24 protein-coding genes are annotated in these 25,736 nt (G+C 70.4%); 13 read left to right on the top strand and 11 right to left on the bottom strand.

Annotated features, from left to right (window positions below; all coding sequences use genetic code 11):
* Positions 1-191: 191 nt before the first annotated feature.
* From AK36_RS05525 to AK36_RS05535, 3 genes are all read right to left on the bottom strand, one after another.
* On the bottom strand, positions 192-1,817 hold the full coding sequence (locus tag AK36_RS05525) for a rhodanese-related sulfurtransferase (RefSeq protein WP_045578047.1): 1,626 nt from the start codon (positions 1,815-1,817) through the stop codon (positions 192-194).
* 85 nt (positions 1,818-1,902) lie between these two features.
* Positions 1,903-2,469, bottom strand: a complete 567-nt coding sequence (locus AK36_RS05530) for a cysteine dioxygenase family protein (RefSeq protein WP_045578048.1) — start codon at positions 2,467-2,469, stop codon at positions 1,903-1,905.
* A gap of 310 nt (positions 2,470-2,779) precedes the next feature.
* Complete coding sequence (locus AK36_RS05535; RefSeq protein ID WP_045578049.1) at positions 2,780-4,120, bottom strand: acyl-CoA dehydrogenase family protein; 1,341 nt, start codon at positions 4,118-4,120, stop codon at positions 2,780-2,782.
* A gap of 353 nt (positions 4,121-4,473) precedes the next feature.
* Between AK36_RS05535 and AK36_RS05540 the strand changes: the two genes are divergently transcribed.
* From AK36_RS05540 to AK36_RS05575, 8 genes are all read left to right on the top strand, one after another.
* The gene (locus tag AK36_RS05540; RefSeq protein ID WP_014724970.1) at positions 4,474-5,559 is read left to right on the top strand and encodes an LLM class flavin-dependent oxidoreductase; all 1,086 of its coding nucleotides are present in this window, start codon (positions 4,474-4,476) and stop codon (positions 5,557-5,559) included.
* 18 nt (positions 5,560-5,577) lie between these two features.
* Positions 5,578-6,423, top strand: coding sequence for a class II aldolase/adducin family protein (locus tag AK36_RS05545; protein WP_045578050.1), 846 nt, complete (start codon positions 5,578-5,580; stop codon positions 6,421-6,423).
* 37 nt (positions 6,424-6,460) lie between these two features.
* Entirely contained in the window at positions 6,461-7,495 is a 1,035-nt protein-coding gene (locus AK36_RS05550; RefSeq protein WP_045578051.1) for an ABC transporter substrate-binding protein, read from the top strand.
* Positions 7,496-7,499: 4 nt separating this feature from the next.
* Entirely contained in the window at positions 7,500-8,588 is a 1,089-nt protein-coding gene (locus tag AK36_RS05555) for an ABC transporter permease (RefSeq protein ID WP_014724973.1), read from the top strand.
* On the top strand, positions 8,582-9,406 hold the full coding sequence (locus AK36_RS05560) for an ABC transporter ATP-binding protein (RefSeq protein ID WP_045578052.1): 825 nt from the start codon (positions 8,582-8,584) through the stop codon (positions 9,404-9,406). Before AK36_RS05555 ends, AK36_RS05560 begins: the two co-directional genes overlap by 7 nt.
* Before the next feature lie 53 nt (positions 9,407-9,459).
* Positions 9,460-10,653, top strand: coding sequence for a c-type cytochrome (locus AK36_RS05565; RefSeq protein ID WP_045578053.1), 1,194 nt, complete (start codon positions 9,460-9,462; stop codon positions 10,651-10,653).
* Between the two features lie 42 nt (positions 10,654-10,695).
* Positions 10,696-11,652, top strand: coding sequence for an ABC transporter substrate-binding protein (locus AK36_RS05570; RefSeq protein WP_045578054.1), 957 nt, complete (start codon positions 10,696-10,698; stop codon positions 11,650-11,652).
* A 126-nt stretch (positions 11,653-11,778) separates the two neighbouring features.
* The gene (locus AK36_RS05575; RefSeq protein WP_045578055.1) at positions 11,779-12,645 is read left to right on the top strand and encodes an MOSC domain-containing protein; all 867 of its coding nucleotides are present in this window, start codon (positions 11,779-11,781) and stop codon (positions 12,643-12,645) included.
* Between the two features lie 144 nt (positions 12,646-12,789).
* Here the strand turns inward: AK36_RS05575 and AK36_RS05580 are convergent, their stop codons facing one another.
* Together AK36_RS05580 and AK36_RS05585 are read right to left on the bottom strand one after the other, a co-directional pair.
* Entirely contained in the window at positions 12,790-14,187 is a 1,398-nt protein-coding gene (locus tag AK36_RS05580) for a sensor histidine kinase (RefSeq protein WP_011882101.1), read from the bottom strand.
* 31 nt (positions 14,188-14,218) lie between these two features.
* On the bottom strand, positions 14,219-14,893 hold the full coding sequence (locus AK36_RS05585; protein WP_011882100.1) for a response regulator: 675 nt from the start codon (positions 14,891-14,893) through the stop codon (positions 14,219-14,221).
* Between the two features lie 231 nt (positions 14,894-15,124).
* Between AK36_RS05585 and AK36_RS05590 the strand changes: the two genes are divergently transcribed.
* The 4 genes from AK36_RS05590 to AK36_RS05605 all read left to right on the top strand — a co-directional run bounded on the left by AK36_RS05590 (position 15,125) and on the right by AK36_RS05605 (position 20,418).
* Positions 15,125-16,213 (top strand): ABC transporter substrate-binding protein, encoded by a 1,089-nt coding sequence (locus tag AK36_RS05590; RefSeq protein WP_011882099.1) that lies wholly within the window; start codon positions 15,125-15,127, stop codon positions 16,211-16,213.
* A gap of 117 nt (positions 16,214-16,330) precedes the next feature.
* Positions 16,331-18,103 carry an ABC transporter permease gene (locus AK36_RS05595; RefSeq protein ID WP_045578056.1) on the top strand — a complete coding sequence of 591 codons (1,773 nt, stop codon included), beginning with the start codon at positions 16,331-16,333 and terminating at the stop codon, positions 18,101-18,103.
* Complete coding sequence (locus tag AK36_RS05600; protein WP_045578057.1) at positions 18,096-19,163, top strand: ABC transporter ATP-binding protein; 1,068 nt, start codon at positions 18,096-18,098, stop codon at positions 19,161-19,163. The genes AK36_RS05595 and AK36_RS05600 overlap by 8 nt, the downstream gene beginning before the upstream one ends.
* 163 nt (positions 19,164-19,326) lie before the next feature.
* Entirely contained in the window at positions 19,327-20,418 is a 1,092-nt protein-coding gene (locus AK36_RS05605) for a porin (protein ID WP_045578058.1), read from the top strand.
* A 121-nt stretch (positions 20,419-20,539) separates the two neighbouring features.
* On the opposite strand, the gene AK36_RS05610 is transcribed toward AK36_RS05605, so the two are convergent.
* Together AK36_RS05610 and AK36_RS05615 are read right to left on the bottom strand one after the other, a co-directional pair.
* Positions 20,540-21,502, bottom strand: a complete 963-nt coding sequence (locus tag AK36_RS05610) for a quinone oxidoreductase family protein (RefSeq protein ID WP_034193490.1) — start codon at positions 21,500-21,502, stop codon at positions 20,540-20,542.
* Positions 21,503-21,545: 43 nt separating this feature from the next.
* Positions 21,546-21,797, bottom strand: a complete 252-nt coding sequence (locus AK36_RS05615; protein WP_011882094.1) for a hypothetical protein — start codon at positions 21,795-21,797, stop codon at positions 21,546-21,548.
* 96 nt (positions 21,798-21,893) lie between these two features.
* Between AK36_RS05615 and AK36_RS05620 the strand changes: the two genes are divergently transcribed.
* Positions 21,894-22,691: an AraC family transcriptional regulator gene (locus AK36_RS05620; RefSeq protein ID WP_011882093.1), complete on the top strand. Its 798-nt coding sequence runs from the start codon at positions 21,894-21,896 to the stop codon at positions 22,689-22,691.
* Between the two features lie 83 nt (positions 22,692-22,774).
* Here AK36_RS05620 and hpaI read toward each other — a convergent pair whose 3' ends face one another.
* Genes hpaI through hpaD form a run of 4 tightly spaced genes read right to left on the bottom strand, consistent with a single transcriptional unit; the run spans position 22,775 to position 25,690 of the window.
* The gene (gene hpaI / locus AK36_RS05625; protein WP_011882092.1) at positions 22,775-23,581 is read right to left on the bottom strand and encodes a 4-hydroxy-2-oxoheptanedioate aldolase; all 807 of its coding nucleotides are present in this window, start codon (positions 23,579-23,581) and stop codon (positions 22,775-22,777) included.
* 14 nt (positions 23,582-23,595) lie between these two features.
* Entirely contained in the window at positions 23,596-24,399 is an 804-nt protein-coding gene (gene hpaH / locus AK36_RS05630; protein ID WP_045578059.1) for a 2-oxo-hept-4-ene-1,7-dioate hydratase, read from the bottom strand.
* A 20-nt stretch (positions 24,400-24,419) separates the two neighbouring features.
* The gene (locus AK36_RS05635; RefSeq protein WP_014724986.1) at positions 24,420-24,812 is read right to left on the bottom strand and encodes a 5-carboxymethyl-2-hydroxymuconate Delta-isomerase; all 393 of its coding nucleotides are present in this window, start codon (positions 24,810-24,812) and stop codon (positions 24,420-24,422) included.
* Between the two features lie 29 nt (positions 24,813-24,841).
* On the bottom strand, positions 24,842-25,690 hold the full coding sequence (gene hpaD, locus AK36_RS05640; RefSeq protein WP_011882089.1) for a 3,4-dihydroxyphenylacetate 2,3-dioxygenase: 849 nt from the start codon (positions 25,688-25,690) through the stop codon (positions 24,842-24,844).
* Positions 25,691-25,736: the final 46 nt, after the last annotated feature.

Here is a 25,736-nt window from a genome sequence, read left to right on the forward strand (position 1 = left end):
ACCGCCGCGTGCGCGCGAGACGCGGCCCGACGCGGCGATGCAAAAGTCCCGCAAGTTTAGTGCATCCGGCGCGACTGCTGCCGCCGGCGCGGCGACCGAGCGCCGTGCGCGGCCCGCCGCCTCGCCTGCTTTGCCTGCCTCCTGCCTCGCCTGCCTCCTGCCTCGCCTGCCCCGCGCTTGCCGCACCGCGCTCAGATCACGCGGAAGTGGTGCGTGCCGTCGCGCTTCAGTTGCTCGACCAGCCCGTACTCCCAGTCGAGATACGCCTGCATCGCCGCGCTCGCATTGTCGGTGCCCTCGTACGGCCGCCGGTAACGGTCGACGCGCGGCGAAGCCAGATGCGTGTCGCCGTGCTCGAGCGGCAGCCCCGCGTCGATCCACGCGGCCGTGCCGCCCGTCAGCACCGAGATGGGCGCGGACGCCGGCAGCAACGCGCGCGCGTCGTCGGCCGCGAAGCGCGCGAGCAGGCTCGACCCGCACGTGAACACGTAGCGCTGCGCAGACGGGATCGCGCGGAGCGCGTCGCGCAGCTGCGCACGCACGACGAACCACGCGCCGGGGATGTGGCGCTTCACGTAGTTGGCGCTGGTCGTCACGTCGACGATCGCGATCTCGCCGGCGCCCGCTTCGCGCAGCCAGCCGGCGAGCGTCGCAGGCGCCACCTCGGCCACCTGCGGCGTGGCCGGCACGGCGCGCGGCGGCTGGCCGCGCTCGGTGAACGCGGCCGGATCGACCGGTTCGAGCACGCGCACGTCCCAGCCCATCTGCGCGAGCCACGACGCGGTCATGTCGGCGCGCACGCCGTCGTCGTCGGCCAGCACGATCCGCGCGCCGCGCACGGCCGCGTGATGATCGGTCTCCTGCACGAGCTGGCCGCCCGGCGTGCCGAGGAAGCCCGGCAAGTGGCCGGCTTCGTATTCTTCGGGCGTGCGCACGTCGAAGCGGTACAGCGTGCGGCCCGGCTCGTCGAGCGCGGCCAGTTCGGTGAGCGTGATGCGCGGCACGCCGACGCGCTCGGCCACCGCGCGCGCCGCGCGGCGCGCTTCGTCGCGTTGCGCGGGTTCGACGTCGTCCGGGAAGCGCCGCGCGGCGCCATGCTCGAGCGTCTGTCCCGCGAGCGTCCAGCCGATCGTGCCGTTGCGCAGCGCGGCCACCGGGTTCGGCAAGCCGGCGTTGATCAGCGACTGCGTGCCGATGATGCTGCGCGTACGCCCCGCGCAGTTCACCACGACCTGCGTCGCCGGGTTCGGCGCGAGCGCGCGCACGCGCAGCACGAGCTCCGCGCCCGGCACGCTGGTCGAGGTCGGGATGTTCATCGTCTGGTATTCGTCGTAGCGGCGCGCATCGACGATCACGACGTCGGCCTGCGCGTCGATCAGCGCCTGCACTTCCTCGGCGGACAGCGACGGCGTGTGGCGCTCGGCCTCGACCCATTCGCCGAACGCCTTGCTCGGCACGTTGACGTCGATGAACAGCTCGCCGCCGGCCGCGCGCCAGCCCGCGAGGCCGCCGTCGAGCACGCGCACGTCGGTGTAGCCGAGCTGCGCGAGCTTCGCGGCGGCGCGCGGCGCGAGATCCTCGCCGCCGGCTTCGCCGAAGACGACGATCGGCGTGTCGCGGCGCGGAATGCGCGTCCATGCGTCGAGTTCGAGCTTCGACAGCGGCAAGTTGGCGGCCCACAACGGATGGCCCTGTGCGTACGGATCTTCCTCGCGCACGTCGATCAGCGCGAGTTCGTCGCGTGCCAGCAGGCGTGCGCGGACGTCTTCGTACGTCGCGACGGGAAAACGGGAAAGGGAATCGGCGGATTGCGTCACGGTGTCTCGGTCGGATTCGGTTGAAGTCGTTGAAAAGCGAAGCGGGCGTCGGATGGATGCCGGGCGCGGCCCGCCGCGCTGCGGGTCATGCGTTCGAATAGCCGGAGATGAACGGCTTCACGGTGCCGTCGTCCAGGAACACGGCGCGCTCGACCTTGCCGATGTTCGCGCCATAGACGTGGATGCTGATCGACACCCGATCGGCGTACGCATTGGTCACGCGATGGATGTCGCCGATGCGCGGCGACACGGCCTCGACCTCGCCCGGCTGCAGCCGCACTGCGTCGCCCGACGGCAGCGGCTTGCCGGTCGGGTCGAGCCGGTACGGCTGCGAAAACTCGCCGCCGCGCAGCATGCCGATCAGCCCCCACACCGTGTGGTTGTGGATCGGCGTGGCCTGGCCGGGGCCCCACACGAAGCTGACGACGGAAAACCGTTCGTCGGGGTCGAGATGCAGCAGGTACTGCCGGTAGCGCTCGGGATCGGGTTGCGCGAACGCGTCGGGCAGCCAGTCGTCGCGCGCGACCAGCGCGGCGAGCAGCGCGCCGCCGTCGTCGAGGATGCGCGCCTCGTTCGCGCCGGACGCGAGCAAGGCGCCCAAGCCTTCGACGAACGGGCGCAGCGGCGTGTGCTGCAACGAAAGCGTACTCATCGGTGGTCTCCTCGAATAAAAATGCCCAGCTTGATCGATCGTCATGATGCACCTGGTGGTGCATGCAGAACAAACGTGAAAATCAGCGATATCGATGCTTTGTGGTGGTCGTGCGTTGCCGAACGCCGAACTGGGCCGAGCCGCGCCGCAGCGGGCCTCGGAATCACGCAGCCAGTGATCGCGCAACGCGTGCGAAGTCCCGCGCAAGTCTGCGGCGCCTTCGCCCGGCGCGCCGATGTGGCGGCTCGAGCCCGTCCCGCGACGCCCGCACGGCGCGGTCCGGCCTGCGCGGTATGCCCCATCGCCGTCCTTACGCATCGCTTCGATCGAATGCCCGCGCAGCGTGCGGCGCGCTGCGCGAACTCGCGGCGTCGCTCGGCGCGTTGCGCGCCACCGCTGCCGCCGCCGCCTCGAGCGCCGCGCGGCCGGCAGCCACCGCGATCGCATCGTCCTGCGGCGTATGCACGCGTCCGCACAGCACGTCTCGATAGTGACGTTCGAGCGGATTGTGGCGGCTCAACCCGTGATTGCCGGACAGCTTCAACGCATGCTCGACGACGCGGATCGCCTGCTCCGTCACGGTTCGCTTGACGAGGCCGCTCGTCGTCACCGTCGGCGCGTCGCCCGCATCGGTGCGCGCGATGTGCTCGTCGAGCAGCACGCGGTTCGCGTGCAGCCAGCCTTCGATCTCGCCGATGGCCTCCTGCACACGCGGCAGCGTCGCGAGCGGCGCGCCGAGACCGCTCGGCGCGCGGGTCGTCGCGAACCCGAGCAGCCAGTCGCGCGACGCGCGCGCGACCGCATCGTAGAGACTGCCGAGCAGCGCGACCATCCATGCCTGCTGGTCGGTCTGCGCGTCGATGTCCGCGTGGCTCGCGGCCGACACGGCCGACGCGCCGGGCGCGCGCACGTCGACCGCATGATCGGCGGGCAGCCACACGTCGTCGAACACGACCTCGTGGCTGCCCGACGCGCGCAGGCCCAGATGATCCCAGCTTTCGATCACACGAATCCGCGCGTCGTCGTGCCCGTCGCCGTCGCGCCGCACCAGGAACACGCCGACGCGCGGCTCTGGCTCGTCGGTGCGCGCCCAGACGGCCAGCCAGCGCAGCGCCGGAATCCCGGTGCTGTACAGCTTGTGGCCGGACAGCCGCCAGCCGTCGCCGTCGCGGCGCGCGATCGTCTCCGGCAGCCCGCCGCGCGACGGCGAGCCGAGCGCCGGCTCGACCCGCAACGCGTTGATCAGCGCACCTTCGTCGACGGCGCTGTCGAACACCGCGCGCCTCACGCGCGCGGGCCAGCGGCTGTCCGCACGGCCGAGCGCGCGATGCTGCAGATACGTCATCGTCAGCACCAGCGCGGTCGCCGGGTCGGCGCGCGCGATCGCGGCGACGATGCGGCTCGCCTGCGCGAGCGTCGCGCCCGCGCCGCCATGCTCGCGCGGCACGACCTGCGCGATCAGCCCGGCGCGATGCAGCCGCGCGAAGTTCTCGTGCGGGAAACGGCCGTCGACGTCGTTGCGCGCGGCGTCGGCGGCGAGTTCGGGCGCGAGCCGCTCGAGCAACGCGGCAACGCGTGCATCGTCGGCGGGCAGATGACGCAGTGACGATTGCGCCGGAAGCGGCGCGGAAGCAGCAAGGCTGGCGGACATCGGTACGGTTTCCCTTCGGTGACGGGTAGCGGGGCAGCGTTGGATCGACGCGCGAGCGCCGTGCCCGCGCCGACGGCCGTCTGCGCGCCGACTTCGCCGCTCGGCATGCGTGCGCGCCGACCGTTTGCGCCCATGCGGCAGCAAGCCCGCACAAGCGCCGGCAGACGCCCTGTCGATCCATTCGGAGCGCACAGCGTATGCGCAGCATGGTGCCCGCCCAAACCATGCAAATCTGATATTGAAATCGGCAATCGTTATTTCCGTTGCGCCTGATCCGGACGGTAATCTGCGCTGCATTCCTGCCCCGCCGGCCGCAGCTGGCACGGCGGGCCTTCCTTGCATCGGAGACCGAGATGAGCGTTGAATTCATCGGCATGATCCAGAGCCAGAAGCAGTCGGAAATTCATCCGGCCACTGGCCCGGCCGTCGACCCCGACTACGTGCGCGACTTCGCGCGCGCCCATGAAACGGCCGGCTTCGACCGAATTCTCGTCCCGCATCACTCGACCAGCCCGTCCGCGACGCTGACGATCGCGTTCGCCGCCGCCGCGACCGAGCGCATTCACTTCATGCTCGCGCATCGTCCCGGCTTCATCGCGCCGACGCTCGCCGCGCGGGAGATCGCGACGCTCGACCAGTTCAGCCGCGGCCGCCTCGCCGTGCACTTCATCTCGGGCGGCTCCGACAGCGAGCAGCAGCGCGACGGCGATTTCCTCGACCACGACGCACGCTATGCGCGCACCGACGAATATCTCGGCATCCTGCGCCGCATCTGGACCGAGTCGCAGCCGTTCGATCACGACGGCGCGCACTATCGCTTCAGGCAGGGCTACTCGGAAGTGAAGCCGCACCAAAAGCCGCACGTGCCGATCTATTTCGGCGGCGCGTCGGAAGCGGCGCTCGCGGTCGCCGGCAAGCACGCGGACGTCTATGCGCTGTGGGGCGAATCGCTCGACCAGGTGCGCGACCTCACGACCCGCGTGCGCGCCGAAGCCGCGAAACACGGCCGGCAGGTGCGCTTCTCCGTGTCGTTCCGGCCGATCCTCGCGGCCACCGAGGACGAAGCGTGGGCGCGCGCCCACCGGATCCTCGACGAAACGCGCCGGCTGCGCGACGCCGCGGGCCTCGGCACCGGCGACCCGCAGCAGAGCGAAGGCGCGCGGCGTCTGCTCGCGGCGGCCGAGCGCGGCTCGCGCGTCGACAAGCGGCTGTGGACCGAGATCGCGAAACTCACCGGCGCGCGCTCGAATTCGACCGCGCTGGTCGGCACACCCGAGCAGGTCGCCGACGCGTTGCTCGACTACTACGACCTCGGCGTGACGACGTTCCTGATCCGCGGCTTCGATCCGCTCGAGGACGCGCTCGACTACGGCCGCGAACTGATCCCGCGCGTGCGCAGCGGCGTCGCCGCCCGCGACGCCGCGCGCCGCGCCGCCTGACGCACGGAGACCATCGCCATGTCCGCCGTCCTGTCTTCCACGTCGCGCACGCGCACCGCGTCGGGCCTCGTGCTCGCCGAGGCGCCGCGCCAGCACTTCTGGTTCGATCCGCCGGCCCCGCGCATCGACGTCGCCGCCGAGCGCCGCCACCGTCAGGAGCGGCTCGCGGCCGCGTTCCGCCTGTTCGCGCGCTTCGGCTTCGCGGCCGGGCTCGCCGGCCACATCACCGCGCGCGATCCGGAGCTGCCCGACCACTTCTGGGTGAATCCGCTCGGCGTGCATTTTTCGCAGATCAAGGTGTCGGACCTGCTGCTCGTCAACGCGCGCGGCGAAACCGCGATCGGCAGCCGGCCGCTGAACAAGGCCGCGTTCGCGATCCACGCGGCGATTCACGACGCGCATCCGCATCTCGTCGCGGCCGCCCATACGCATTCGACCTACGGCAAGGCGTGGTCGACGCTCGGCCGCCCGCTCGATCCGCTCACGCAGGACGCGTGCGCGTTCTACGAGGACCACGCGCTGTTCGACGACTTCACGGGAATGGTCGTCGACACCGGCGAAGGCGCGCGCATCGCCGATGCGCTCGCGCGGCCCGACGGCTCCACGCACAAGGGCGTGATCCTGAAGAACCACGGCATCCTGACGGCCGGCCCGAGCGTCGAGGCGGCCGCGTGGTGGTACATCGCGCTCGACAACGCCGCGCATACGCAGTTGCTGGCCGAAGCGGCCGGCACGCCGCAACCGATCGATCACGCGACCGCGCGGCACACGCACGGCCAGATCGGCGGCCCGGACGGCGCGTTGCACGCGTTCGACAGCCTGTTCCAACGCGTCGTCGCCGACGAACCCGACCTGCTCGACTGAGCGCCCTTGCGCACGACCGGAACCGGAGACCACACGAATGACCGATACCACCGCATCCGCGCCGGCCGGCGCCCGCCACCACCAGCGTCGCCGGCTGCTGCGCGCGGCCGGCGCCGTCGCGCTGGCCGCGCCCGCGATCACGCTGGGCCGCAAGGCCTGGTCCGCGGCGCCGCTGAAAAAGCTCACGTTCGCATGGAACCAGAACGCGTTCTGCCTGACGCCGATCGTCGTCGCGCAGGAACGCGGCTTCTTCGAAAAGAACGGGCTGAAGGTCGACCTGATCAACTACAGCGGCTCGACCGACCAGCTGCTCGAAGCGATCGCGACCGGCAAGGCCGACGCCGCGGTCGGGATGATCCATCGCTGGCTCAAGCCGCTCGAAGCCGGCTTCGACGTGAAGATCATCGGCAGCTCGCACGGCGGCTGCGTGCGGCTCGTCGGCGCGAAGGCGGCCGGCGTCACGACGCTGCAGGCGCTGAAGGGCAAGACGGTCGGCGTCAGCGATCTCGCCGCGCCCGGCAAGCACTTCTTCTCGATCCTGCTCGCGAAGAACGGCATCGACCCCGAGCGCGACATCACGTGGCGCCAGTATCCGGCCGACCTGCTCGGCGTCGCCGTCGACAAGGGCGAGATCCAGGCGATCGCCGACGGCGACCCGAACCTCTACCTGCTCGAAAAGCGCAGCAACGGCGCGTATGCGGAACTCGCGACGAACCTGTCCGGCGAATACGCGCGCAAGGTGTGCTGCGTGGTCGGCGCGCGCGGCGAACTGGTGCGCAACGATCGGCCGGCGGCGGCCGCGCTCGCGCGCTCGATCGTGCAGGCCACCGAATACACGCATGACAACCCGAACGAAGCCGCGAAGGTGTTCGCGAAGTATTCGCCGAAGATCAGCCCCGACGACCTGCGCAAGCTGTACGCGACGCTGACCTACACGCACCATCCGACCAACGTCGACCTGCAGCAGGAAATCGCGTTCTATGCGGACGATTTCCGCCGCATCAACGTGCTGAAGAAAAGCACCGACCCGCAGCGCTTCGCGCAGCAGGTCTATGCGAACGTGCTGGGGTGAGCCGATGTCGACGATCGAACCCGCCTCCGCCGCACGCCGCGCGTCCATCGCGGGCGCATCCGCGGCCGCCGCGTCCGCGGCCGGCTGCACGGCCTGCGACGCGACGCTCGCCGCCGAAGCGCGCCGCGCGCGCAACTGGCCGACCGGCGTCGCCGCCGCGCTCGCGTGGAGCGCGCTCGGCGCGCTGACGCGGCTGTGGCCCAACCGCATCGCCGGTTTCAGCGACTGGGCGTATACCGACGCGTTCGGCGCCGCCGCATGGGCGATCGCCGCGCTGCTGCTGCTCGCCGCGACGCTCGGCCAGCGCGTGCCGGCCACGCGCGCGCAGCTCGCCCGCGTGCGGCCGGCCGGCCCGTGGCTCGTCGCGCTGCCGCTCGTGCTCGCCGCGTGGGAGGTCGCGACCGCGAAAACCGCCTGGCTGCCGACGCCGTTCTTCGCGCCGCCGCAGGCGCTCATCGAGGTCTACGTCGACGACTGGCCGCGCCTCGCCGGCAGCGCCGCCAACACGCTGAAGCTGCTGTCGCTCGGCTTCGCGTACGGCGTCGCGGTCGGGTTCGCGGTCGGCGTGTCGATCGGCTGGTCGCGCCGCATCGGCTACTGGGTGCATCCGGTACTGCGCGTGCTCGGGCCGGTGCCGGCCACCGCGCTGCTGCCGCTCACGTTCTACTTCTTCCCGACCAGCTATTCGGCCGCCGCGTTCCTGATCGCGCTGGCCACCGGCTTCCCGGTCGCGGTGCTGACGTGGTCGGGCGTCGCGAGCGTGAATCGGCAGTACTACGACGTCGCCCGCACGCTCGGCGCGAACGCCCGCTTCCTGGTGTTGCGCGTCGCGATTCCGGCCGCGCTCCCGCACGTGTTCGTCGGCATCTTCATGGGGCTCAGCGCATCGTTCACGGTGCTCGTCGTGGCCGAGATGATGGGCGTCAAGTCGGGGCTCGGCTGGTATCTGAGCTGGGCGCAGGGCTGGGCATCGTACGTGAACATGTATGCGGCGCTGATCGTGATGGCGCTGCTGTTTTCCGGGCTGATCGCGCTGCTGTTCGCCGTGCGCGACCGCGTGCTCGCCTGGCAGAAAGGAACCGTCAAATGGTAAGCGCCGCCGCTGTGGAACCGCTCGCCGCGACCACGCCCGTCGCCGGAAACGCCACGCCGCCGCGCGGCGCGCGCATCGACATCCGCCGCGTCAGTCATGCGTTCGACGGCCCCGGCGAGCCGCTGCCGGTGCTCGACGACGTCACGCTGTCGGTCGCCGCCGGCGAGTTCGTCGCGCTGCTCGGGCCGAGCGGCTGCGGGAAATCGACGCTGCTGCGGCTCGTCGCCGGGCTCGATGCCGCGCGGCAAGGCACGATCGCGCAGGACGGCGTGCCGATCGAGCAGCCCGACCCGTCGCGGATCGTCGTGTTCCAGGACCCGACGCTCTACCCGTGGCGTCGCGTGCGCGCCAACGTCGCGCTCGGCCTCGAAGCGCGCGGCGTCGCGCGCCGCGCCCAGCATCGCGTCGACGATGCGCTGGCGCGCGTCGGGCTGCAGGAATTCTCGAACGCGTTTCCGCATCAGCTGTCGGGCGGGATGGCGCAACGCGTCGCGCTGGCGCGCGCGCTCGTCAATGACCCGCGCCTGCTGATCCTCGACGAGCCGCTCGGCAAGCTCGATTCGCTGACGCGCCTGACCATGCAGGCCGAGCTCACCGCGCTGTGGCAACGCGACGGCTTCTCGGCGCTGCTCGTCACGCACGATGTCGAGGAGGCGCTGTTTCTCGCCCAGCGCGTGATCGTGTTCGGGCCGCGGCCGGCGCGCATCGTCGCGGAGCTGCGCGTCGACCTGCCCTATCCGCGCCATCGCGGCGATCCGCGGCTCGCCGAGCTGCGCCACGAGGCGCTGCGGCATCTCGGACTCGATGCGAGCTGGTAGATGCACGGCGTCGCTCGCCGAACCGGCGCTTTGCCTCGACACGCGCGGCGCGGATGAACGCGCTGCCGTTTGCCGATTGGGCGCTGCGGTTCCTGCAACTGCTGTATCGCGCGCAGCTCGCGTGTGCGCAAACGCTCCATGCGCTGGGCCTGACCGGCGACGCCGACGGCCAGGCCGCGTGGCCGTGGGCGCAGCGGGTCGCGCTCGAAACGCTGCGCATCGACGCCGGCCTCACGCGGCAGCTTGCGTTCGCCGTCGCGGCGACCGTGTTCGCCGCGGCGCTCGGCTGCGTCGCGATCGCGAGCCGCAAGTACCGTGCGGCCGCGTCGATCGCCGGGCTCGCCGGCGCTTGCTTCGCGCCGTGGCCGCCGGCTTCGCTGTGGCTCGCGCCCGCCGTGCCGACCAGCTTCCAGCGCAATCCCGAACCGTTTTCCGTCGCGAACGTGATGCACGGCGCGCGCCTGTATGGGCAGCATTGCGCGGCCTGTCATGGTGCGGACGGCCGCGGCGAGGGACCGCTCGCGGCGACGCTCGCGCATTGGCCGCCGACCTTCGCGGGCGCGCTGCTCGCGCGGCGGCTGGACGGCGAACTGTACTGGCGCGTGCGCCACGGCACCCGCGACGCGCACGGCGCGACCTCGATGCCGGGCTTTGCGGCGACGCTCGGGCCGGCCGACACGTGGGCCGTGCTCGATTACCTGAAAGCGCTGTCGGCCGGCAGCGGTGCGCGCGCCGAGGGCGCGTGGCCCGTGCCCGTCCCGCTGCCGGCGCTCGACGTGCGCTGCGGCGATGCGGCGCCGCAGCCGCTCGCGCGCTGGCGCGATGGCCAGCGCGTGCGGATCGTCGCGCTCGCCGCGGGCGCCACGCCGCCTCGCGAGGATCCGCGCTGGCAGACGCTGATCTTGACCGGGGACGACGCTCGTATGTCGGCCGCACCGGACGCGCCGGCCGGCGCACGCGCGAACTGCGTCGCGACGACGGCCGGCGCATGGCAGGCGTTCGCGACGATCGCGGGCGTGCCGCCCGATGCGTTCGGCGGCACGCAGCTGCTCGCCGACCGGCGCGGCTGGCTACGCGCCCGCGCGTTGCCGGGCAGCGGCGGCTGGTCCGCCGACGACCTGCTATGCCGCGCGCAGACGAGCACGCGCCCGTCCGACGCCGCCGCAAACGCCGATCCGCTGACCGCGCTGCTGCTGCGCGTGGACAGCGAGCCCGTGCAGGACGTGCAGGCCGGGCTGCCGCATTGACACCCCGAACCGTTTCTCCGCCCGAACCGAACCGACCCGACGATGAATCCGAACCGACGCCACTTCCTCGCGCAGGCCAGCGCACTCGCCGCCACCTTGAGCACCGCGCCGGCCGTACTGCGTGCGCAATCGGGCACGCGGCCGCTGCTGCGCGCCGGCGACCAGAAAGGCGGGCTGCGCGCGCTGCTCGAAGCGGCCGGCGAGTTGAACGGCGTCGCCTACGACATCGCGTGGACCGAGTTTCCGGCCGCCGCGCCGCTCGCCGAAGCGCTGAACGCGGCGGCCGTCGACTGCGGGCCGATCGGCGACGCACCGGTGATCTTCGCGCTCGCGTCGGGCGCGCGCCTCAAGGTGATCGGCGCGAACCGCTCGGACCCATACGGCACCGCGGTGCTCGTGCGGCCCGACGCAGCGCTGAAAGACGCGGCCGATCTGAAGGGCAAGCGCATCGGCACCACGCGCGGCTCGATCGGCCATTTCGTCACGCTGAAGGCGCTCGATGCGGCCGGCCTGCCGCCCGACGCCGTGTCGTTCCGCTTCCTGCCGCCGGCCGACACGATGCTTGCGCTCGCCACCGGATCGATCGACGCATGGGCGACGTGGGAACCGTACACCGCGCTCGCCGAAACGAGCGGCCGCGCGCGCGTGCTCGTCAACGGCCGCGGGCTGTGGTCGGGCCTCAGCTACATCGCGGCCACCGATGCCGCGATCGCGGCGAAGCGCGACGTGCTGCGCGACTTCGTGCAACGCGTGGTGCGTGCGCAGGCGTGGTCGTACCGGCACGTCGACGCGTATTCCGCGACGCTCGCGCGCATCATCGGCATCCCGCCGGCGGCGGCAAAGCTGCAGTTCGAGCGGCGCAACACGCGCTGGCAACCGATCGACGCGACGGTGATCGCGCAGCAGCAGCGCACCGCCGATTTCTATCTGAAGGCCGGGCTGCTGCGCGAGCCGCTCGACGTGCGCGCGACGTTCGACCGCGGCTTCCCGCTCGCGTGACCGGCCGGCGCCGCGCGCGCAGGCAGGCAGGCAGGCGCAGGCAAACACGCGAGCAACCGTCCAAACGGCCGGCGCACGATCTGGCACAATCGCGATTCGCCCATCCCATGTTTGCCAGCCAGCATCATGCCAGCCATTTCAGAACTGTTCGTCTACCCGATCAAATCCTGCGCCGGCATCGCGCTGCCGCGCGCGCAATTGCTGGAGACGGGCCTCGCGTACGATCGCCACTGGCTGATCACCACACCCGACGGGATGATGATCACGCAGCGCACGCATCCGCGGCTCGCGCTGATCCGCACGGCGCTCGAGCACGACGCGCTGGTGCTGAACGCGCCGGGCATGCCCGAGATCCGCACGCCGCTCGACGGCGATGCGACGCCCGCCACGCCCGCGATGGCGGCGACCGTGTGGCGCGACATCGTCGACGCGATCGACACGGGCGCCGAGACGGCCGCATGGCTCACGCAATTCGTCGGTACGCCGTTGAAGCTCGCCCGCTTCGCCGACGGCGCGCGCCGCGGCTGCAACCGCAAATGGACCGGCGACGTCGATACCCACACGCAGTTCGCCGACGGCTATCCGCTGCTCGTGATCGGCCAGTCGTCGCTCGACGACCTGAACGCGCGGCTCGCCGCGAAAGGCGCGCCCGCGATTCCGATGAACCGCTTCCGCCCGAACCTCGTCGTGTCGGACCTCGATGCGTACGAGGAAGACTTCGTCGAGCATCTCGACGCGGCCGGCGCGACGCCCGTGCGGCTGCGCCTCGTGAAGCTGTGCACGCGCTGCCCGATCCCGACGATCGACCAGGCGAGCGGCGAGCCGAACCCGCAATGGCCGCACGAGCCGACCGACACGATGCAGACGTATCGCGCGAACCCGAACTTCGACGGCGCGCTGACGTTCGGCATCAACGCGATCGTCGTCGCGGGCGCGGGCGCATGGCTCGAGGTCGGGCAGGCGCTCGACGCGCAGCTGGGGTTCGGGGACTGAGGGGAAGTGGACGCGTCGCTCGCGGCGCGTCGGTTTTGCTGCTGCTCGGCGCCAACGTTCGTTCGTAGCGCCGCCTTCTGACGCGCCGGTTCCGAGGCTCGTTCGTAACGGCCGCCTCAGCCGCTCGGCCTCCACCACCAGTCCCTACCCCGCCTCCGGCAACACCGGCAGCCACACCGTCACGATCAATCCCCCGCCGTCCGCATCGGCGAGCGTCACGCTGCCTCGATGCACGCGCGCGATCTCGCGCACGATCGACAGCCCGAGCCCGGTGCCCTCGATCGTCTGCGTGGTGCTGCCGCGATGAAAGCGTTCGAACACCGCGTCGCGCTCGCCGGCCGGAATGCCCGGCCCGTCGTCGATCACGTCGAGGCGCGCGTGCGCGCCGTCGCGCGACACGCGCACGGTGATCACCGCGCGGTCGCCCGCGTAGCGGATCGCGTTGTCGATCAGGTTGCCGATCAGTTCGCCGAGCAGGTCCGGCTGACCGAGTACGTCGACGTCGGCATCGTGCTCGAAGCCGAGGTCGATGTCGCGCGCACGCGCGACCGGCGACCAGTCGAGCGTCGCGCTGCGGGCGATCCGGTGCAGCGCGACCGGCTGATGCGCGACCGCGTGGCCGCTGTCCGAATCGAGCCGCGACAGCGACAGCAATTGCTGGACGATCTTCGCCGCCTGCCGCACGGCGCCGTTCGCGCGCCGCAGATGCGCAGTCGCGCGCGGCTGCTCGTCGGGCCGCAGCGCCAGTTCGACACCCGCCTGCACGGCGGCGAGCGGCGTCTTCAGCTGATGGGCGGCATCCGCGAAGAAACGCCGCCGCGCCAGTTGCATCCGCTGCGTGCGCGCGATGTACAGATTGATCGACTCGACCAGCGGCGCGAGTTCGCTCGGCATGCCGGCCGTGTCGAGCGGCGTCGGATCGCCGTCGCTGCGCGCGGCGACCGTCGCCGACAGCCGGTTCAGCGGTCGCAGCCCGCGCCCGACGCCGAGCCACACGATCCCGAGCGCCAGCACGACCAGCAGCCCTTCCTGCAGCAGCGAGCCGGTCAGGATCTCGCGCGCAAGCGCCTGGCGCGCCTCGATCGTCTCGCCGACCATCACCCACACGATGCGCGTCTGCGCGCTCGGCACGTCGTGGACGGGCACGCGCAGCGCGGCCATCCGCAACTGCTCGCCGCGATACACGACGTCGTAGTACTGCGTGACGAACAGCGCGCCGCCGCGCGGCGGCAGCGGCAGGTCGGGGTAGCCGGTGATCGTGCGGCCGCGATCGTCGCGGATCAGGTAGTAGATCTTGCCGCCGTCCCCGGACTCGAACATCTCGAGCGCGAGATACGGCAGGTCGACCTCGATCTCGCCGTCGTTGAGCCGCACGCCTTCCCGGATCGACTTCAGCGACGACGACAGCGTGCGGTCGAACGCGACGTGCGCGGCGCTCATCGCGCGCTGGTAGGTGAGCCACGAGTCGAGCGCGAGCAGGCCGAGCAGCGGCAGCAGCAGCCACAGCGCGACCTGCGTGCGCAGGTTCGGGCGGATCGTCACGCCGCCGCCCGCGGATGCGTCGGCGCGCGCCTCATGCGGCGGCCTTCGCTTCGAGCAGGTAGCCGAGCCCGCGCAGCGTGACGATCGCGACGCCGGTGTTCTCCAGCTTTTTCCGCAGCCGGTACACGTAGATCTCGATCGCATCCGCGTTCACCGACTCGTCGAGCCCGAAGATCTTCTCCGACAGCGTCTCCTTGTTGATCGCGCGGCCGTTGCGCAGGATCAGCACCTCCAGCACCGAGCGTTCGCGCGGCGTGAGCGACAGCGCAGCGCCGGCGAGCTGGAAGCTGCGGTCGACGCTGTCGTACGCGAGCGGCCCGCATTCGATCCGCGAGTGCTCGTGGCCGAGGCTGCGCCGGATCAGCGCGCGGGCGCGCGCCTCCAGCTCCGTCAGTTCGAACGGCTTGGCCAGATAATCGTCGGCGCCGAGATCGAGCCCCTTCACGCGGTCCTCGACCGAACCGTGCGCCGTGAGAATCAGCACCGGCACCGGATTGCGGCGCGCGCGCAAGCGGCGCAGCACCTCGAGCCCGTCGAGCTTCGGCAGCCCGAGATCGAGGATCACCAGCGCGTAGTCCTGCGTGCGCAGCACGTGATCGGCGGCTTCGCCGTCCGCCATGTGATCGACCGCGAAGCGCGCGGCGCTCAGCGCGTCGTGCAGCGACTGCGCGAGGTTCGGGTTGTCTTCGACGAGCAGCACACGCATTCGGATTCCGTAAGGTCAGCGACAGGCCGCTACATTACATGATCCTTTCCACGCCGACGCTTCGCGCAAATACCGGTTGCGCGCCCGCGCAGCCGGGCCCGACGCCCCATCGTCTCCGGGAAATCCATGACCCGCCGGACGCGATTGCTCAAGAAAATGAAAGCAGGATGAAAGTGCCGCGCACTTAACATCCGCGTCACTCGAACCACACACGCATCACTGGAGGAAGACATGCCGTTTGCACCGAAGCCGCTCGCCGCCGCGCTGGCACTCGTCGCGGGCACCGCCGTCGCACAGGTTCCCGCCGGATATCCGGGCAGCTATCAGGGCGTCGTGGACGCCGCGAAGAAGGAAGGCAAGCTGATCGTCTACTCGACCACCGACACGGGCCTCGTGCGCCCGCTGATCAAGGACTTCGAAAGCCTGTACGGCGTGAAGGTCGAATACAACGATATGAACAGCACCGAGCTGTACAACCGCTACATCAGCGAGAACGCCGCCAGCAGCACGAGCGCCGACGTGCTGTGGAGCTCCGCGATGGACCTGCAGGTGAAGCTCGTCAACGACGGCCTGATGGCGTCGTACGATTCGCCCGAAAGCCAGCACGTGCCGCAATGGGCGCAATACCAGAAGCAGGCGTACGGCACGACATTCGAGCCGCTCGCGATCGTCTACAACAAGCGCCTGATCCCCGAGAACGAGGTGCCGAAGACGCGCGCCGACCTGATCCGGCTGCTCACGACGCAGGCCGACAAGTTCAAGGGCAAGGTCACGACCTACGACATCGAGAAATCCGGCGTCGGCTTCAACTACCTGACGCAGGACGCGCACGTGAACGAAAAGGTCACGTGGGAGCTGGTGAAGGCGATCGGCGCGACCGGCCCGAAACTGCAGTCGAGCACGGGCGCGATGATGGAGCGCATCTCGTCCGGCGAGAACCTGATCGGCTACAACATCATCGGCTCGTATGCATACGCGAAGGCGAAGAAGGACAAGTCGATCGGCTACGTGTTTCCGAAGGACTACACGCAGGTCGTGAGCCGCCTCGCGACGATCTCGAAGAAGGCGAAGAACCCGAACGCCGCGAAGCTGTGGGTCGACTATCTGCTGTCGAAGCGCGGCCAGACGCTGATCGCGAACCAGGCGAACCTGTATGCGATCCGCACGGACGTCGCCGGCGAAACGTCGGCCGCGAGCCTCACGAAAGAGCTCGGCGACTCGCTGAAGCCGATCCAGATCGGCACCGGCCTGCTCGTGTATCTCGACCAGTCGAAGCGGCTCGCATTCCTGAAGCAATGGCAGCAGGCGATCAAGCGCTGATCCGCTGATGCGCTGACCCGCCGAGCCCCGGCCGCCCGCCGAAAATGCCGCGGGCCGGCCGCTTCCCGTTACCGACTTTCCGTAGGCGGCCATCCGGATGGCCGCAGGGGTGTACTCATGCTTTCAACCAGCACACGGGCAACGACGCCGGCCGTTGCGCGCACCACCGGCCCCGGCGACGCGATCCCCGCGCTCCCGGCCAACGGCCTGCAGCCGCTCGCCGGCATGCTGCGCTGGATCGTCGTCGCGGTGCTGACCATCGCGGTCGCGCTGCCGCTCGGCTTCATCCTGTTCCAGAGCCTGCTCACCGCGCCGTTCTTCGACGCGAACAAGACGCTCGGCGTCGAAGGCTTCCGCTTCATCTTCGCTGATCCCGATTTCTGGTCGGCCGTGAAGAACTCGTTCATCATCGCCGGCGGGATGCTGTTCATCTCGATCCCGCTCGGCGGCATCCTCGCGTTCCTGATGGTGCGCACCGACCTGCCCGGCCGCCGCTGGCTCGAGCCGCTGCTGCTCACGCCGGTGTTCGTGTCGCCGATGGTGCTCGCGTTCGGCTACGTCGTCGCGGCCGGCCCGGTCGGTTTCTACTCGGTCTGGTTCCGGCAGCTGTTCGGCGTGCAGGACGTGCCGTGGAACGTGTACTCGATCCTCGCAATCACGGTGATCGTCGGCCTCACGCACGTGCCGCACGTGTACCTGTACTCGTCGGCGGCGCTGCGCAATCTCGGCTCGGACGTCGAGGAAGCCGCACGCGTGACGGGCGCACGTCCGTTCCGCGTCGCGCTCGACGTGAGCCTGCCGATGACGATGCCCGCGCTGCTGTTCGCCGGCGTGCTGGTGTTCTTCCTCGGCTTCGAGGTGTTCGGGCTGCCGCTCGTGCTCGGCGACCCCGAAGGCCACCTCGTGCTCGCCACCTACCTGTACAAGCTGACCAACAAGCTCGGCGTGCCGTCGTATCACCTGATGGCCGCGGTCGCGGTGTGCATCGTCGCGATCACGTTTCCGCTGGTGCTGCTGCAGCGCCGGCTGCTGAAGACGGCGAACCGCTTCGTCACCGTCAAGGGCAAGGCCGGCCGCTCGACCGTGCTGCCGCTCGGCGCATGGCGCTGGGTCGCGCTCGCGATCGTCGCGCTGTGGCTCGCGCTGACCGTCATCGTGCCGATCTCCGGCATCGTGCTGCGCGCGTTCGTGACCAACTGGGGCGAAGGCGTGCCGCTCGCCGACGTGCTGACGCTGGCGAACTTCGTCGAACTGTTCGAGCAGGACAACCTCGTGCGCGCGATCGTCAACACGCTCGGCATCGGCGTGATCGGCGGCGCGCTCGCGGTCGGCTTCTACTCGCTGGTCGCGTTCGCGGGTCATCGCCGCCGCGACTGGGCGACCCGGCTGCTCGACTACCTCGTGCTGCTGCCGCGCGCGGTGCCGGGCCTGCTCGCCGGCCTCGCGTTCCTGTGGATCTTCCTGTTCGTGCCGGGCCTGCGCGAGCTGAAGAACTCGATGTGGAGCATCTGGATCGCGTACACCGTCGTGTGGCTCGCGTACGGGATGCGGCTGATCCAGAGCGCGCTGCTGCAGGTCGGCCCGGAACTCGAGGAAGCCGGCCGCAGCGTCGGCGCGACGCGCAGCCGCGTGTCGCTCGACGTGACGCTGCCGCTCGTGCGCTTCGGGCTGCTCGCCGCGTGGCTGCTGATCTTCATGATCTTCGAGCGCGAATACTCGACGGCCGTCTACCTGCTGTCGCCCGGCACCGAAGTGATCGGCGCGCTGCTCGTGTCGCTGTGGGCGACCGGCGCCGTCGACCAGGTCGCCGCACTGTCTGTCATCAACATCGCGATGGTCGGCGCCGGACTCGGCGTGGCCCTGCGCTTCGGAGTGAAACTTCATGGATAAGCTCATCGTCGACGACCTGCATCTCAGCTATGGCGCCAACCCGATCCTCAACGGCGTGTCGTTCGAACTGAAGGCCGGCGAAGTCGTGTGCCTGCTCGGCGCGTCGGGCAGCGGCAAGACCACGCTGCTGCGCGCGGTGGCCGGCCTCGAACAGCCGTCCGGCGGGCGCATCCAGCTCGACGGCCGCGTATTCTTCGACGGCGCACAGCGCATCGACCTGCCCGTCGAACAGCGCTCGCTCGGCCTCGTGTTCCAGTCGTACGCGCTGTGGCCGCACCGCACCGTCGCCGACAACGTCGGCTACGGGCTCAAGCTGCGCCGCGTGGCGGCTGCCGAACAGAAGCGCCGCGTGCAGGCCGCGCTCGACCAGCTCGGCCTCGGTCATCTGGCCGAACGCTTCCCGCATCAACTGTCGGGCGGCCAGCAGCAGCGCGTCGCGATCGCGCGCGCGCTCGTCTACAACCCGCCGGTGATCCTGCTCGACGAGCCGCTGTCGAACCTCGACGCGAAGCTGCGCGAGGAAGCGCGGGCGTGGCTGCGCGAACTGATCGTGTCGCTCGGCCTGTCGGCGCTGTGCGTGACGCACGACCAGACCGAGGCGATGGCGATGTCCGACCGCATCCTGCTGCTGCGCAACGGCCGCATCGAGCAGGAAGGCACGCCGGCCGAGCTGTACGGCGCACCGCGCTCGCTGTACACGGCCGAATTCATGGGCAGCAACAACCGGATCGATGCGCGCGTCGCGGCCGTCGACGGCGAGCGCGTGACGCTGGCCGGCGACGGCTGGCAGCTGCAGGCGCTCGCGCGCGACGCGTTCGCGCCCGGCCAGCCCGCGCAGGCCGTGATCCGGCTCGAACGCGTGCAGGTCGTCGACGGCCCCGGCGCGAACCGGCTGCAGGCCGATCTCGTCACGTCGATGTATCTCGGCGATCGCTGGGAATACCTGTTCCATCGCGGCGACATGCGGCTGCGCGCGTTCGGCCACGCACCGCGCGCGGCGGGCGCGCACTGGATCGAATTCCCGGCCAACGACTGCTGGGCGTTCGCGAAGGCGGGCTGAGCCGCCTGCGGCGGCCCGCGCGCCGCCGCATCCCCCACCCGTTCCACCCCGCTCCACCCCGTTTCAACCCGCATGCGACGCGCGCTCCCCGGCGTGCGCCGCGTGCCGCTGCGCGCCGCGCATCCGTTTCACCGAACCCATAACGAACCAGGAGACACCGTCAATGAAGTCATGCGTTCAACGTTTCGCCCGCACCGCCCGCGTGAGCGTGCCGGCCCTCGCGGTCGGCGTCGCGGCCGGCGCCGCGCACGCGCAGTCGTCGGTCACGCTGTACGGGATCATGGACGCCGGCATCGAATACGCGAATCACGCCGCGCCGGACGGCGGCGATTCGTTCAAGCTCAAGTCGGGCAACAAGAACACGTCGCGCTGGGGCCTGCGAGGCATCGAGGATCTCGGCGGCGGGCTGAAGGCCGTGTTCCGCCTCGAAAGCGGGATCGACCTCGCGAACGGCGCGTCGGACGACGGCCCCGACGCGATCTTCGCGCGCCGCGCGACCGTCGGCCTGAAAGGCAAATGGGGCGAGGTATCGCTCGGGCGCAACTTCACCGTCACCTACGACTACATGCTGCCGTTCGACCCGATGGGCTACGCGCAGAACTACTCGTGGGCGACGTCGTCGATGGCGACGGGCGCGCGCAAGGACGGGCTGTTCACGCGCGCGTCGAACGCCGTGCGCTACGACGGCGAGTTCGGCGGCTTCCGGTTCGGCGCGCTGTACGGCTTCGGCAACGTGCCGGGCAGCGTGAAGACCAGTTCGAAGTACGACTTCGCGCTCGGCTACGAGGCCGGCCCGTTCGCGGCGGTCGTCACGTTCGACCGGCAGAACGGCGCGGCCGACAGCGTCGCGCCCACCGATACCGTCAACTACGTTCAGGGCATACACGCGGGCGTCAGCTACGACTTCGGCAGCCTGAAAACGATGGCCGGCTATCGCAACTACCGCCGCACCTACCATACGCGCGCCGCGAACCAGTTGAGCGACATGATGTGGGTCGGCGGCACGTACCAGTTCACGCCGACGTTCTCGATGATCGCCGCCGTCTATCACCAGAACATCAAGGGCGGCAGCGACGCCGATCCGACGCTGGTGTCGGTGCGCGCGAACTACGCGCTGTCGAAGCGCACGGTGCTGTATGCGGCCGGCGCGTTCGCGATCGCGCAGCATGGCGAGAAGGTCGGCGTGTCGCGCGATGTCTCCGGATACGGGACGACGCAGGTCGGCGTGACGGCGGGGATTCAGCAGCGCTTCTGACGCGGATCCGGCCCGCGGCGCGGCTCGAGGGCGAGACGCGCCGCGGGCGCCGGCGTCGATGCCGATGCCGGTGCGAGCACTCGACGGCCGGGACGCGTTCGATGCGCGCCGTGCTCCCGCTTTATCGATCGCGCATCACGAACACCGTGCGCGTCCGGCTGTCCGTATCGGCCCAATGCTCGCCGACCGCGGCAAGCGGCACGGTGCGCGTGTCGATCGACAGCGCCGCCGGCGCGGCCGCGTCGAACACGCCGCGGATCGCCGCGAGCAGACGCGGCATCGGCACGCTGCCGAGGCCGCTGCCCATCAGCTCGATCGCCGTCGCGCGCAGCACGGCGCCCGGCAGCGAGACGTCGGCGCCGCCGATCGAGCCGATCTGCACGAAACGCAGCCGGCGCCCTTCGTCCGTCGCATTCGCCGCGGCGACGAGCCCCGCGCGGGCGCTGCCGCCCCACAGATAGTCGAGCACGACGTCCACGCCGGCGCGAAAATGCGGCTCCAGCGCGCGCACCAGCTCGGCGTCGTCCTGCCGCAACGACACGACCGCATCCGCGCCGGCGTCCAGCAGCGCATCGAGCGCAGCCGAATCGCGCCCGGTCGCGATCACCTTCGCGGCGCCCAGATACTTCGCGATCCGCACGGCGAGCCGGCCCGAGGTGCCGGTCGCGCCGTTCACGAGCACCGTCTCGCCGGCGGCAAGCCGCGCGCGTTCGGTCAGCGCGGCCCACGACGACATGCCGGGGATCGCGAGCGCCGCCGCCGAGACGTCGTCGAGATCGTCCGGCAGCGGCACCCAGCGGTCGTCGGGCACGATCGTGCGTTCGGCCATCGCGCCGAACGGAGCGGGCGCGCCGAAGAAGTACACGCGCCGGCCGTCGTCCGTGCGTCCGACGCCATCGACGCCGACGACGAACGGATAGCGACCGCTCGACGAATAATGCGTGCCCGCCGCCCGCCCCTGCGCGAGGCGGCTCAGCGCAGATGCCGCCACGTCCACCAGCCGATGGCCGGGCAGCGCGCGCGGCGCGTCGAACTCCATATACACCGGACGCTCGCCGGCGCCCGTGACGACTGCAGCTTTCATGTTCACTCCTTGAATCGGGATGGCGGCCAAGGTTGCGCGCCGGTCATCGGGCGGCGAACCACGTGCGCAGCGCGGCGTCGCGCACCTCCAGCACGTCGAACAGGCCGAGCGCACGCAACGCCGGCAACGCGGCGATCGTGTCCGCTTCCGCACGCGCGCGCTCGGCCGGCTCCGCATGCGGGTCGGCCAGCACGCGCGCATTGATCAGAAACGCCGCGACCGTGCCCTTGCGGATCGTCGTTCCGCACGCGTCGATCTGGTCGGCATGGTCGGGAAGGACCTGTTCGGCTCGCATCGTGCAGCACTCCCTTGGGTTGTCGATGCGCCCAATGTACGCGTGCAGCGCCGGCCAATCTCCGGTATAAAAGCCATTCGATACTGAAATCCGGCCATGCCCGATCCCTTGCTTCCTGCTCATCTGATCGCGTCCGACGACGGCCCGTTCGTCGCCGCCGCGCTGCTCACGCAGCGCGACCCGCGCGTGACGCCATCGCATGCGCACGCGCGCGGCCAGCTCGTCGGCACGCTGAGCGGGCTGGTGTCGATCGGCCTCGACGATCAGCAATGGGTCGTCCCCGCGATCCATGCGGTGTGGATTCCGCCGCACTTCCGGCATTCGCTGCACTCGTTCGGTCCGATCGCCGGCTGGTCGGCGTTCATCGCGCCCGCGCGATGCGCGTCGCTGCCCGCCGCGCCGCGTGCGATCCGCACCACGCCGCTGTTGCGCGAGGCCGTGCAGCGTGCGGCGAGCTGGGACGGCGCGGCGCTCGACGCGGCGCAGACGCGCATCGCCGACGTGATCCTCGACGAGATCGCCGCGGCGCCGGCGGAATCGCTCGGCCTGATCCGGCCGCAGGAGCCGCGGCTCGCGCGCATTACCGACGCGCTGGCCGCCAATCTCGCGGACAACAGGCGCCTCGAGGAATGGGCCGAATGGGCCGGCATCGGCGCGCGGACGATGAGCCGCCGCTTCGTGGCCGAAACGGGGCTCACGTTCGCGCAATGGCGTCAGCAGGCGCGGCTGCTGCGCGCGCTCGAGAAAATCGCCGACGGCGCGCCGGTGACGACGATCGCGCTCGATCTCGGGTACGACAACGTGAGCGCCTTCATCGACATGTTCCGCCGCGCGACCGGCACGACGCCGGGAAAATATCCGGTCGCGGGCAGCGCAGTGCGCGGCGCTGCATAGCGCGCGGGCGTCGCGATCCGGCGCGGGTTCCCGAATGCCGGCGCGCGGCGGCTCGACGCTTCACCGCGCCACCGCCCGCGTCGTCAATACGTTGCGTCGCCGTTCGTCGAAGCGTCGCCGCCCGTGTTCCTGAACTGCGCGGCCAGCCGTTCCGCGCTGCGCGCGAGCAGCGTCGTATCGACGCCCACCGCGACGAACGACGCGCCCGCGCGCAGATAGCGCCGCGCAGCCGCCGCATCGGCGCTGAGAATGCCCGGCGCTTTGCCGGCACGCTTGATCGCCGCGAGCGCGCCGTCGATCGCCGCCTGCACGTCCGGATGCGCGGGATTGCCCAGATGCCCGAGATCGGCGGCCAGATCGGCCGGGCCGATGAATACGCCGTCGACGCCGTCCACCCGCGCGATCGCGTCGATCGCATCGAGCCCGGCGCGCGTCTCGACCTGCACCAGCACCGCCATCGCGTCGTTCGCCCGCTGCAGATAGTCGCCGATCCGGTTCCAGCGCGACGCGCGGGCGAGCGCGCTGCCGACGCCGCGCATCCCGTGCGGCGGATAACGCGTCGCCGCCACCGCCGCGCGCGCTTCGTCGGCGCTCTGCACCATCGGCACGAGCAGCGTCTGCGCGCCGAGATCGAGCACCTGCTTGACGATCACCGGATCGTTCGACGGCACGCGCACGACCGGATGCGACGGATACGGCGCGATCGCCTGCAACTGTGCGAGGATGGTCGGCACCGTGTTCGGCGCATGTTCGCCGTCGATCAGCAGCCAGTCGAAACCGGCGCCCGCGACCACTTCCGCGCTGTACGGATTCGCGAGGCCGAGCCACAGCCCGATCTGCGCATCGCCGCGGGCGAGCGCGGCCTTGAAGCCATTCGACGGCATCTGCATCGCCTGCCCTCCCGTCACGCGAAGTGGCACTGGATCGTGCCGAGCGGGCCGTAATCGACGCTGAACGTGTCGCCCGGCCGCGCCGCGCAGGGCCGCGTAAACGATCCGCCGAGCACGATCTGGCCGGGCTCCAGCGCAACGTCGAAACGCGCCAGCCGGTTCGCGAGCCACGCGACGCCGTTGGCCGGATGATTCAGCACGCCGGCCGCGACGCCCGTCTCCTCGACCGCGCCGTTGCGCGACATGATCGCCGCGACCCAGCGCAGGTCGAGGTCGTGCGGCCGCACCGGCCGGCCGCCGATCACGACGCCCGCGTTCGCGGCGTTGTCGGCGATCGTGTCGAACACCTTGCGCGGCCGCTGCGTCGCGGGATCGATCGACTGGCTGCGCGCGTCGATGATCTCGAGCGCCGGCACCACGTAATCGACCGCGTCGTACACGTCGAAGATCGTGCAGCGCGGGCCGCCGAGCCGCTTGCCGAGCACGAACGCGAGCTCGACCTCGACGCGCGGCACGATGAAGCGGCCGGTCGGGATCGTGCCGCCGTCGTCGAAGAACATGTCGTCGAGCAGCGCGCCGTAATCGGGCTCGTCGATCTGCGAAGCGCTCTGCATCGCCTTCGACGTGAGGCCGATCTTGTGGCCCTTCAGCGTGCGGCCTTCGGCGAGCTTGAGCGCCACCCACGCGCGCTGGATCGCGTACGCGTCGTCGATCGTGATGTCCGGATGGTCGAGCGAAATCTGGCGGATCTGCTTGCGCTCGCGCTCGGCGTCGTGCAAACGCCGCGCGAGCTGGTCGATGAGGGCGGGTTCGAGCATGGTCGGTTCGGGAGCGGGGTTCAACCGGCCCGCTGATAGCGGGCGTGGATGTTGTTTTGCTTGTACGAGCCGGTTTCGCTGAACTCGATCAGCTCCATAGACAGCGCGAGGTAGCGCGTCGCGTACAACGGCGCGAAGTGCGCGGTGATCGCCGCGAACAGCGCATCGCACGCGGCCTTTTTGGTGGCGTCGCTGCGTCCCGCGGCGATCTTCAGCGTCACGTGCACGAACGCGTCGTCGTGCGTGCCGTCGGCGACGCAGTAGTCGTGCAGCTCGATCGCGCGCGAGCGGATGCCGCCCGTCGGAAACACGCCGCCCTGCGCGATCAGCGTCGCGTTGATGGTGCGCAGCAGCGCGGGAACGTGCGCGTCGTCGCGGATGTTCGCGGTGTATTCGACGACGATGTGTGGCATGGCAATGCTCCTGATGGAAAATGCGGCGCTCAGTCGAGCGGGAAGATCGCGTTGATCTGCCCGGTGCCCGAGCTCGCGAAGTAGTCGGTGACGATCTCGACCGGCCGGTCGTAGCGGTCCCAGCCGAGCAGGCCGAGCAGCATCGCCGTGTCGTGCATGCCGCCTTCGCCGTGACAATGGACGTTGTATTCGGGCAGCATCGCGCAGAACGTGCTGAAGTCGCCCTGCTTCCACAGCTCGATCACGCGCAGATCGACCTGCCGGAAGAATTCGCGGCTGATCGTGTGGATCGATTCCTCGGGGCTGCCGTTGTCGTTGAAGCGATGCGACAGCGAACCGCTCGCGAGGAACGCGACGTTCGAATCGCTGTTGCCGATCGCTTCGAGCAGCGCCTCGCCGAAGCGCCGGCTCTCGTCGAGCGTGTGCCACATGCACCAGCCGGCGATCGACACGACCTTGAAGTGCTGGTCGGCGTTCATGTAGCGCATCGGCACGAGCGTTCCGTATTCGAGCTCGAGGCTGTCGATCTCGTGCGCGCGCGTCGCGATGCCGCGCGCGCTGGCCGTCTGCGCGATCAGGCGGCCGAGTGCCGGGTTGCCCGGATACGCGTACTGCATGTCGCGGATGAAATGCGGCAACTCGTTGCTGGTGTACGTGCCGGCGAATCGCGCGTTGCAGTTCACGTGATAGCCGGCGTTGACGAGCCAGTGCACGTCCGCCACGACGATCGTGTCGACGCCGAGCGCGCGGCAGCGCTCGCCGATCAGCCGGTGGCCGCGAATCGCCGCGTCGCGACAGCCGTGATGCCGGCCCGGCAACTCGGACAGGTACATCGACGGCACGTGCGTGACCTTCGCGGCGAGGGACAGTTTGCCCATCGTGAAGTCTCCTGTTCTGGCGCGGCGAACCGGGGCGCGCGGCGGC

Origin of the sequence: Burkholderia vietnamiensis LMG 10929, from assembly GCF_000959445.1 — a bacterium.
Classification (GTDB): Bacteria; Pseudomonadota; Gammaproteobacteria; order Burkholderiales; family Burkholderiaceae; genus Burkholderia; species Burkholderia vietnamiensis.

Excerpts from the sequence above, each read along its gene's own strand:
- AK36_RS05530 (WP_045578048.1), bottom strand. The coding sequence starts at position 2,469 with ATGAGTACGCTTTCGTTGCAGCACACGCCGCTGCGCCCGTTCGTCGAA.
- AK36_RS05535 (WP_045578049.1), bottom strand. The coding sequence starts at position 4,120 with ATGTCCGCCAGCCTTGCTGCTTCCGCGCCGCTTCCGGCGCAATCGTCA.
- AK36_RS05540 (WP_014724970.1), top strand. The coding sequence starts at position 4,474 with ATGAGCGTTGAATTCATCGGCATGATCCAGAGCCAGAAGCAGTCGGAA.
- AK36_RS05545 (WP_045578050.1), top strand. The coding sequence starts at position 5,578 with ATGTCCGCCGTCCTGTCTTCCACGTCGCGCACGCGCACCGCGTCGGGC.
- AK36_RS05550 (WP_045578051.1), top strand. The coding sequence starts at position 6,461 with ATGACCGATACCACCGCATCCGCGCCGGCCGGCGCCCGCCACCACCAG.
- AK36_RS05555 (WP_014724973.1), top strand. The coding sequence starts at position 7,500 with ATGTCGACGATCGAACCCGCCTCCGCCGCACGCCGCGCGTCCATCGCG.
- AK36_RS05560 (WP_045578052.1), top strand. The coding sequence starts at position 8,582 with ATGGTAAGCGCCGCCGCTGTGGAACCGCTCGCCGCGACCACGCCCGTC.
- AK36_RS05565 (WP_045578053.1), top strand. The coding sequence starts at position 9,460 with ATGAACGCGCTGCCGTTTGCCGATTGGGCGCTGCGGTTCCTGCAACTG.
- AK36_RS05570 (WP_045578054.1), top strand. The coding sequence starts at position 10,696 with ATGAATCCGAACCGACGCCACTTCCTCGCGCAGGCCAGCGCACTCGCC.
- AK36_RS05575 (WP_045578055.1), top strand. The coding sequence starts at position 11,779 with ATGCCAGCCATTTCAGAACTGTTCGTCTACCCGATCAAATCCTGCGCC.
- AK36_RS05585 (WP_011882100.1), bottom strand. The coding sequence starts at position 14,893 with ATGCGTGTGCTGCTCGTCGAAGACAACCCGAACCTCGCGCAGTCGCTG.
- AK36_RS05590 (WP_011882099.1), top strand. The coding sequence starts at position 15,125 with ATGCCGTTTGCACCGAAGCCGCTCGCCGCCGCGCTGGCACTCGTCGCG.
- AK36_RS05595 (WP_045578056.1), top strand. The coding sequence starts at position 16,331 with ATGCTTTCAACCAGCACACGGGCAACGACGCCGGCCGTTGCGCGCACC.
- AK36_RS05600 (WP_045578057.1), top strand. The coding sequence starts at position 18,096 with ATGGATAAGCTCATCGTCGACGACCTGCATCTCAGCTATGGCGCCAAC.
- AK36_RS05605 (WP_045578058.1), top strand. The coding sequence starts at position 19,327 with ATGAAGTCATGCGTTCAACGTTTCGCCCGCACCGCCCGCGTGAGCGTG.
- AK36_RS05610 (WP_034193490.1), bottom strand. The coding sequence starts at position 21,502 with ATGAAAGCTGCAGTCGTCACGGGCGCCGGCGAGCGTCCGGTGTATATG.
- AK36_RS05615 (WP_011882094.1), bottom strand. The coding sequence starts at position 21,797 with ATGCGAGCCGAACAGGTCCTTCCCGACCATGCCGACCAGATCGACGCG.
- AK36_RS05620 (WP_011882093.1), top strand. The coding sequence starts at position 21,894 with ATGCCCGATCCCTTGCTTCCTGCTCATCTGATCGCGTCCGACGACGGC.
- hpaI (WP_011882092.1), bottom strand. The coding sequence starts at position 23,581 with ATGCAGATGCCGTCGAATGGCTTCAAGGCCGCGCTCGCCCGCGGCGAT.
- hpaH (WP_045578059.1), bottom strand. The coding sequence starts at position 24,399 with ATGCTCGAACCCGCCCTCATCGACCAGCTCGCGCGGCGTTTGCACGAC.
- AK36_RS05635 (WP_014724986.1), bottom strand. The coding sequence starts at position 24,812 with ATGCCACACATCGTCGTCGAATACACCGCGAACATCCGCGACGACGCG.
- hpaD (WP_011882089.1), bottom strand. The coding sequence starts at position 25,690 with ATGGGCAAACTGTCCCTCGCCGCGAAGGTCACGCACGTGCCGTCGATG.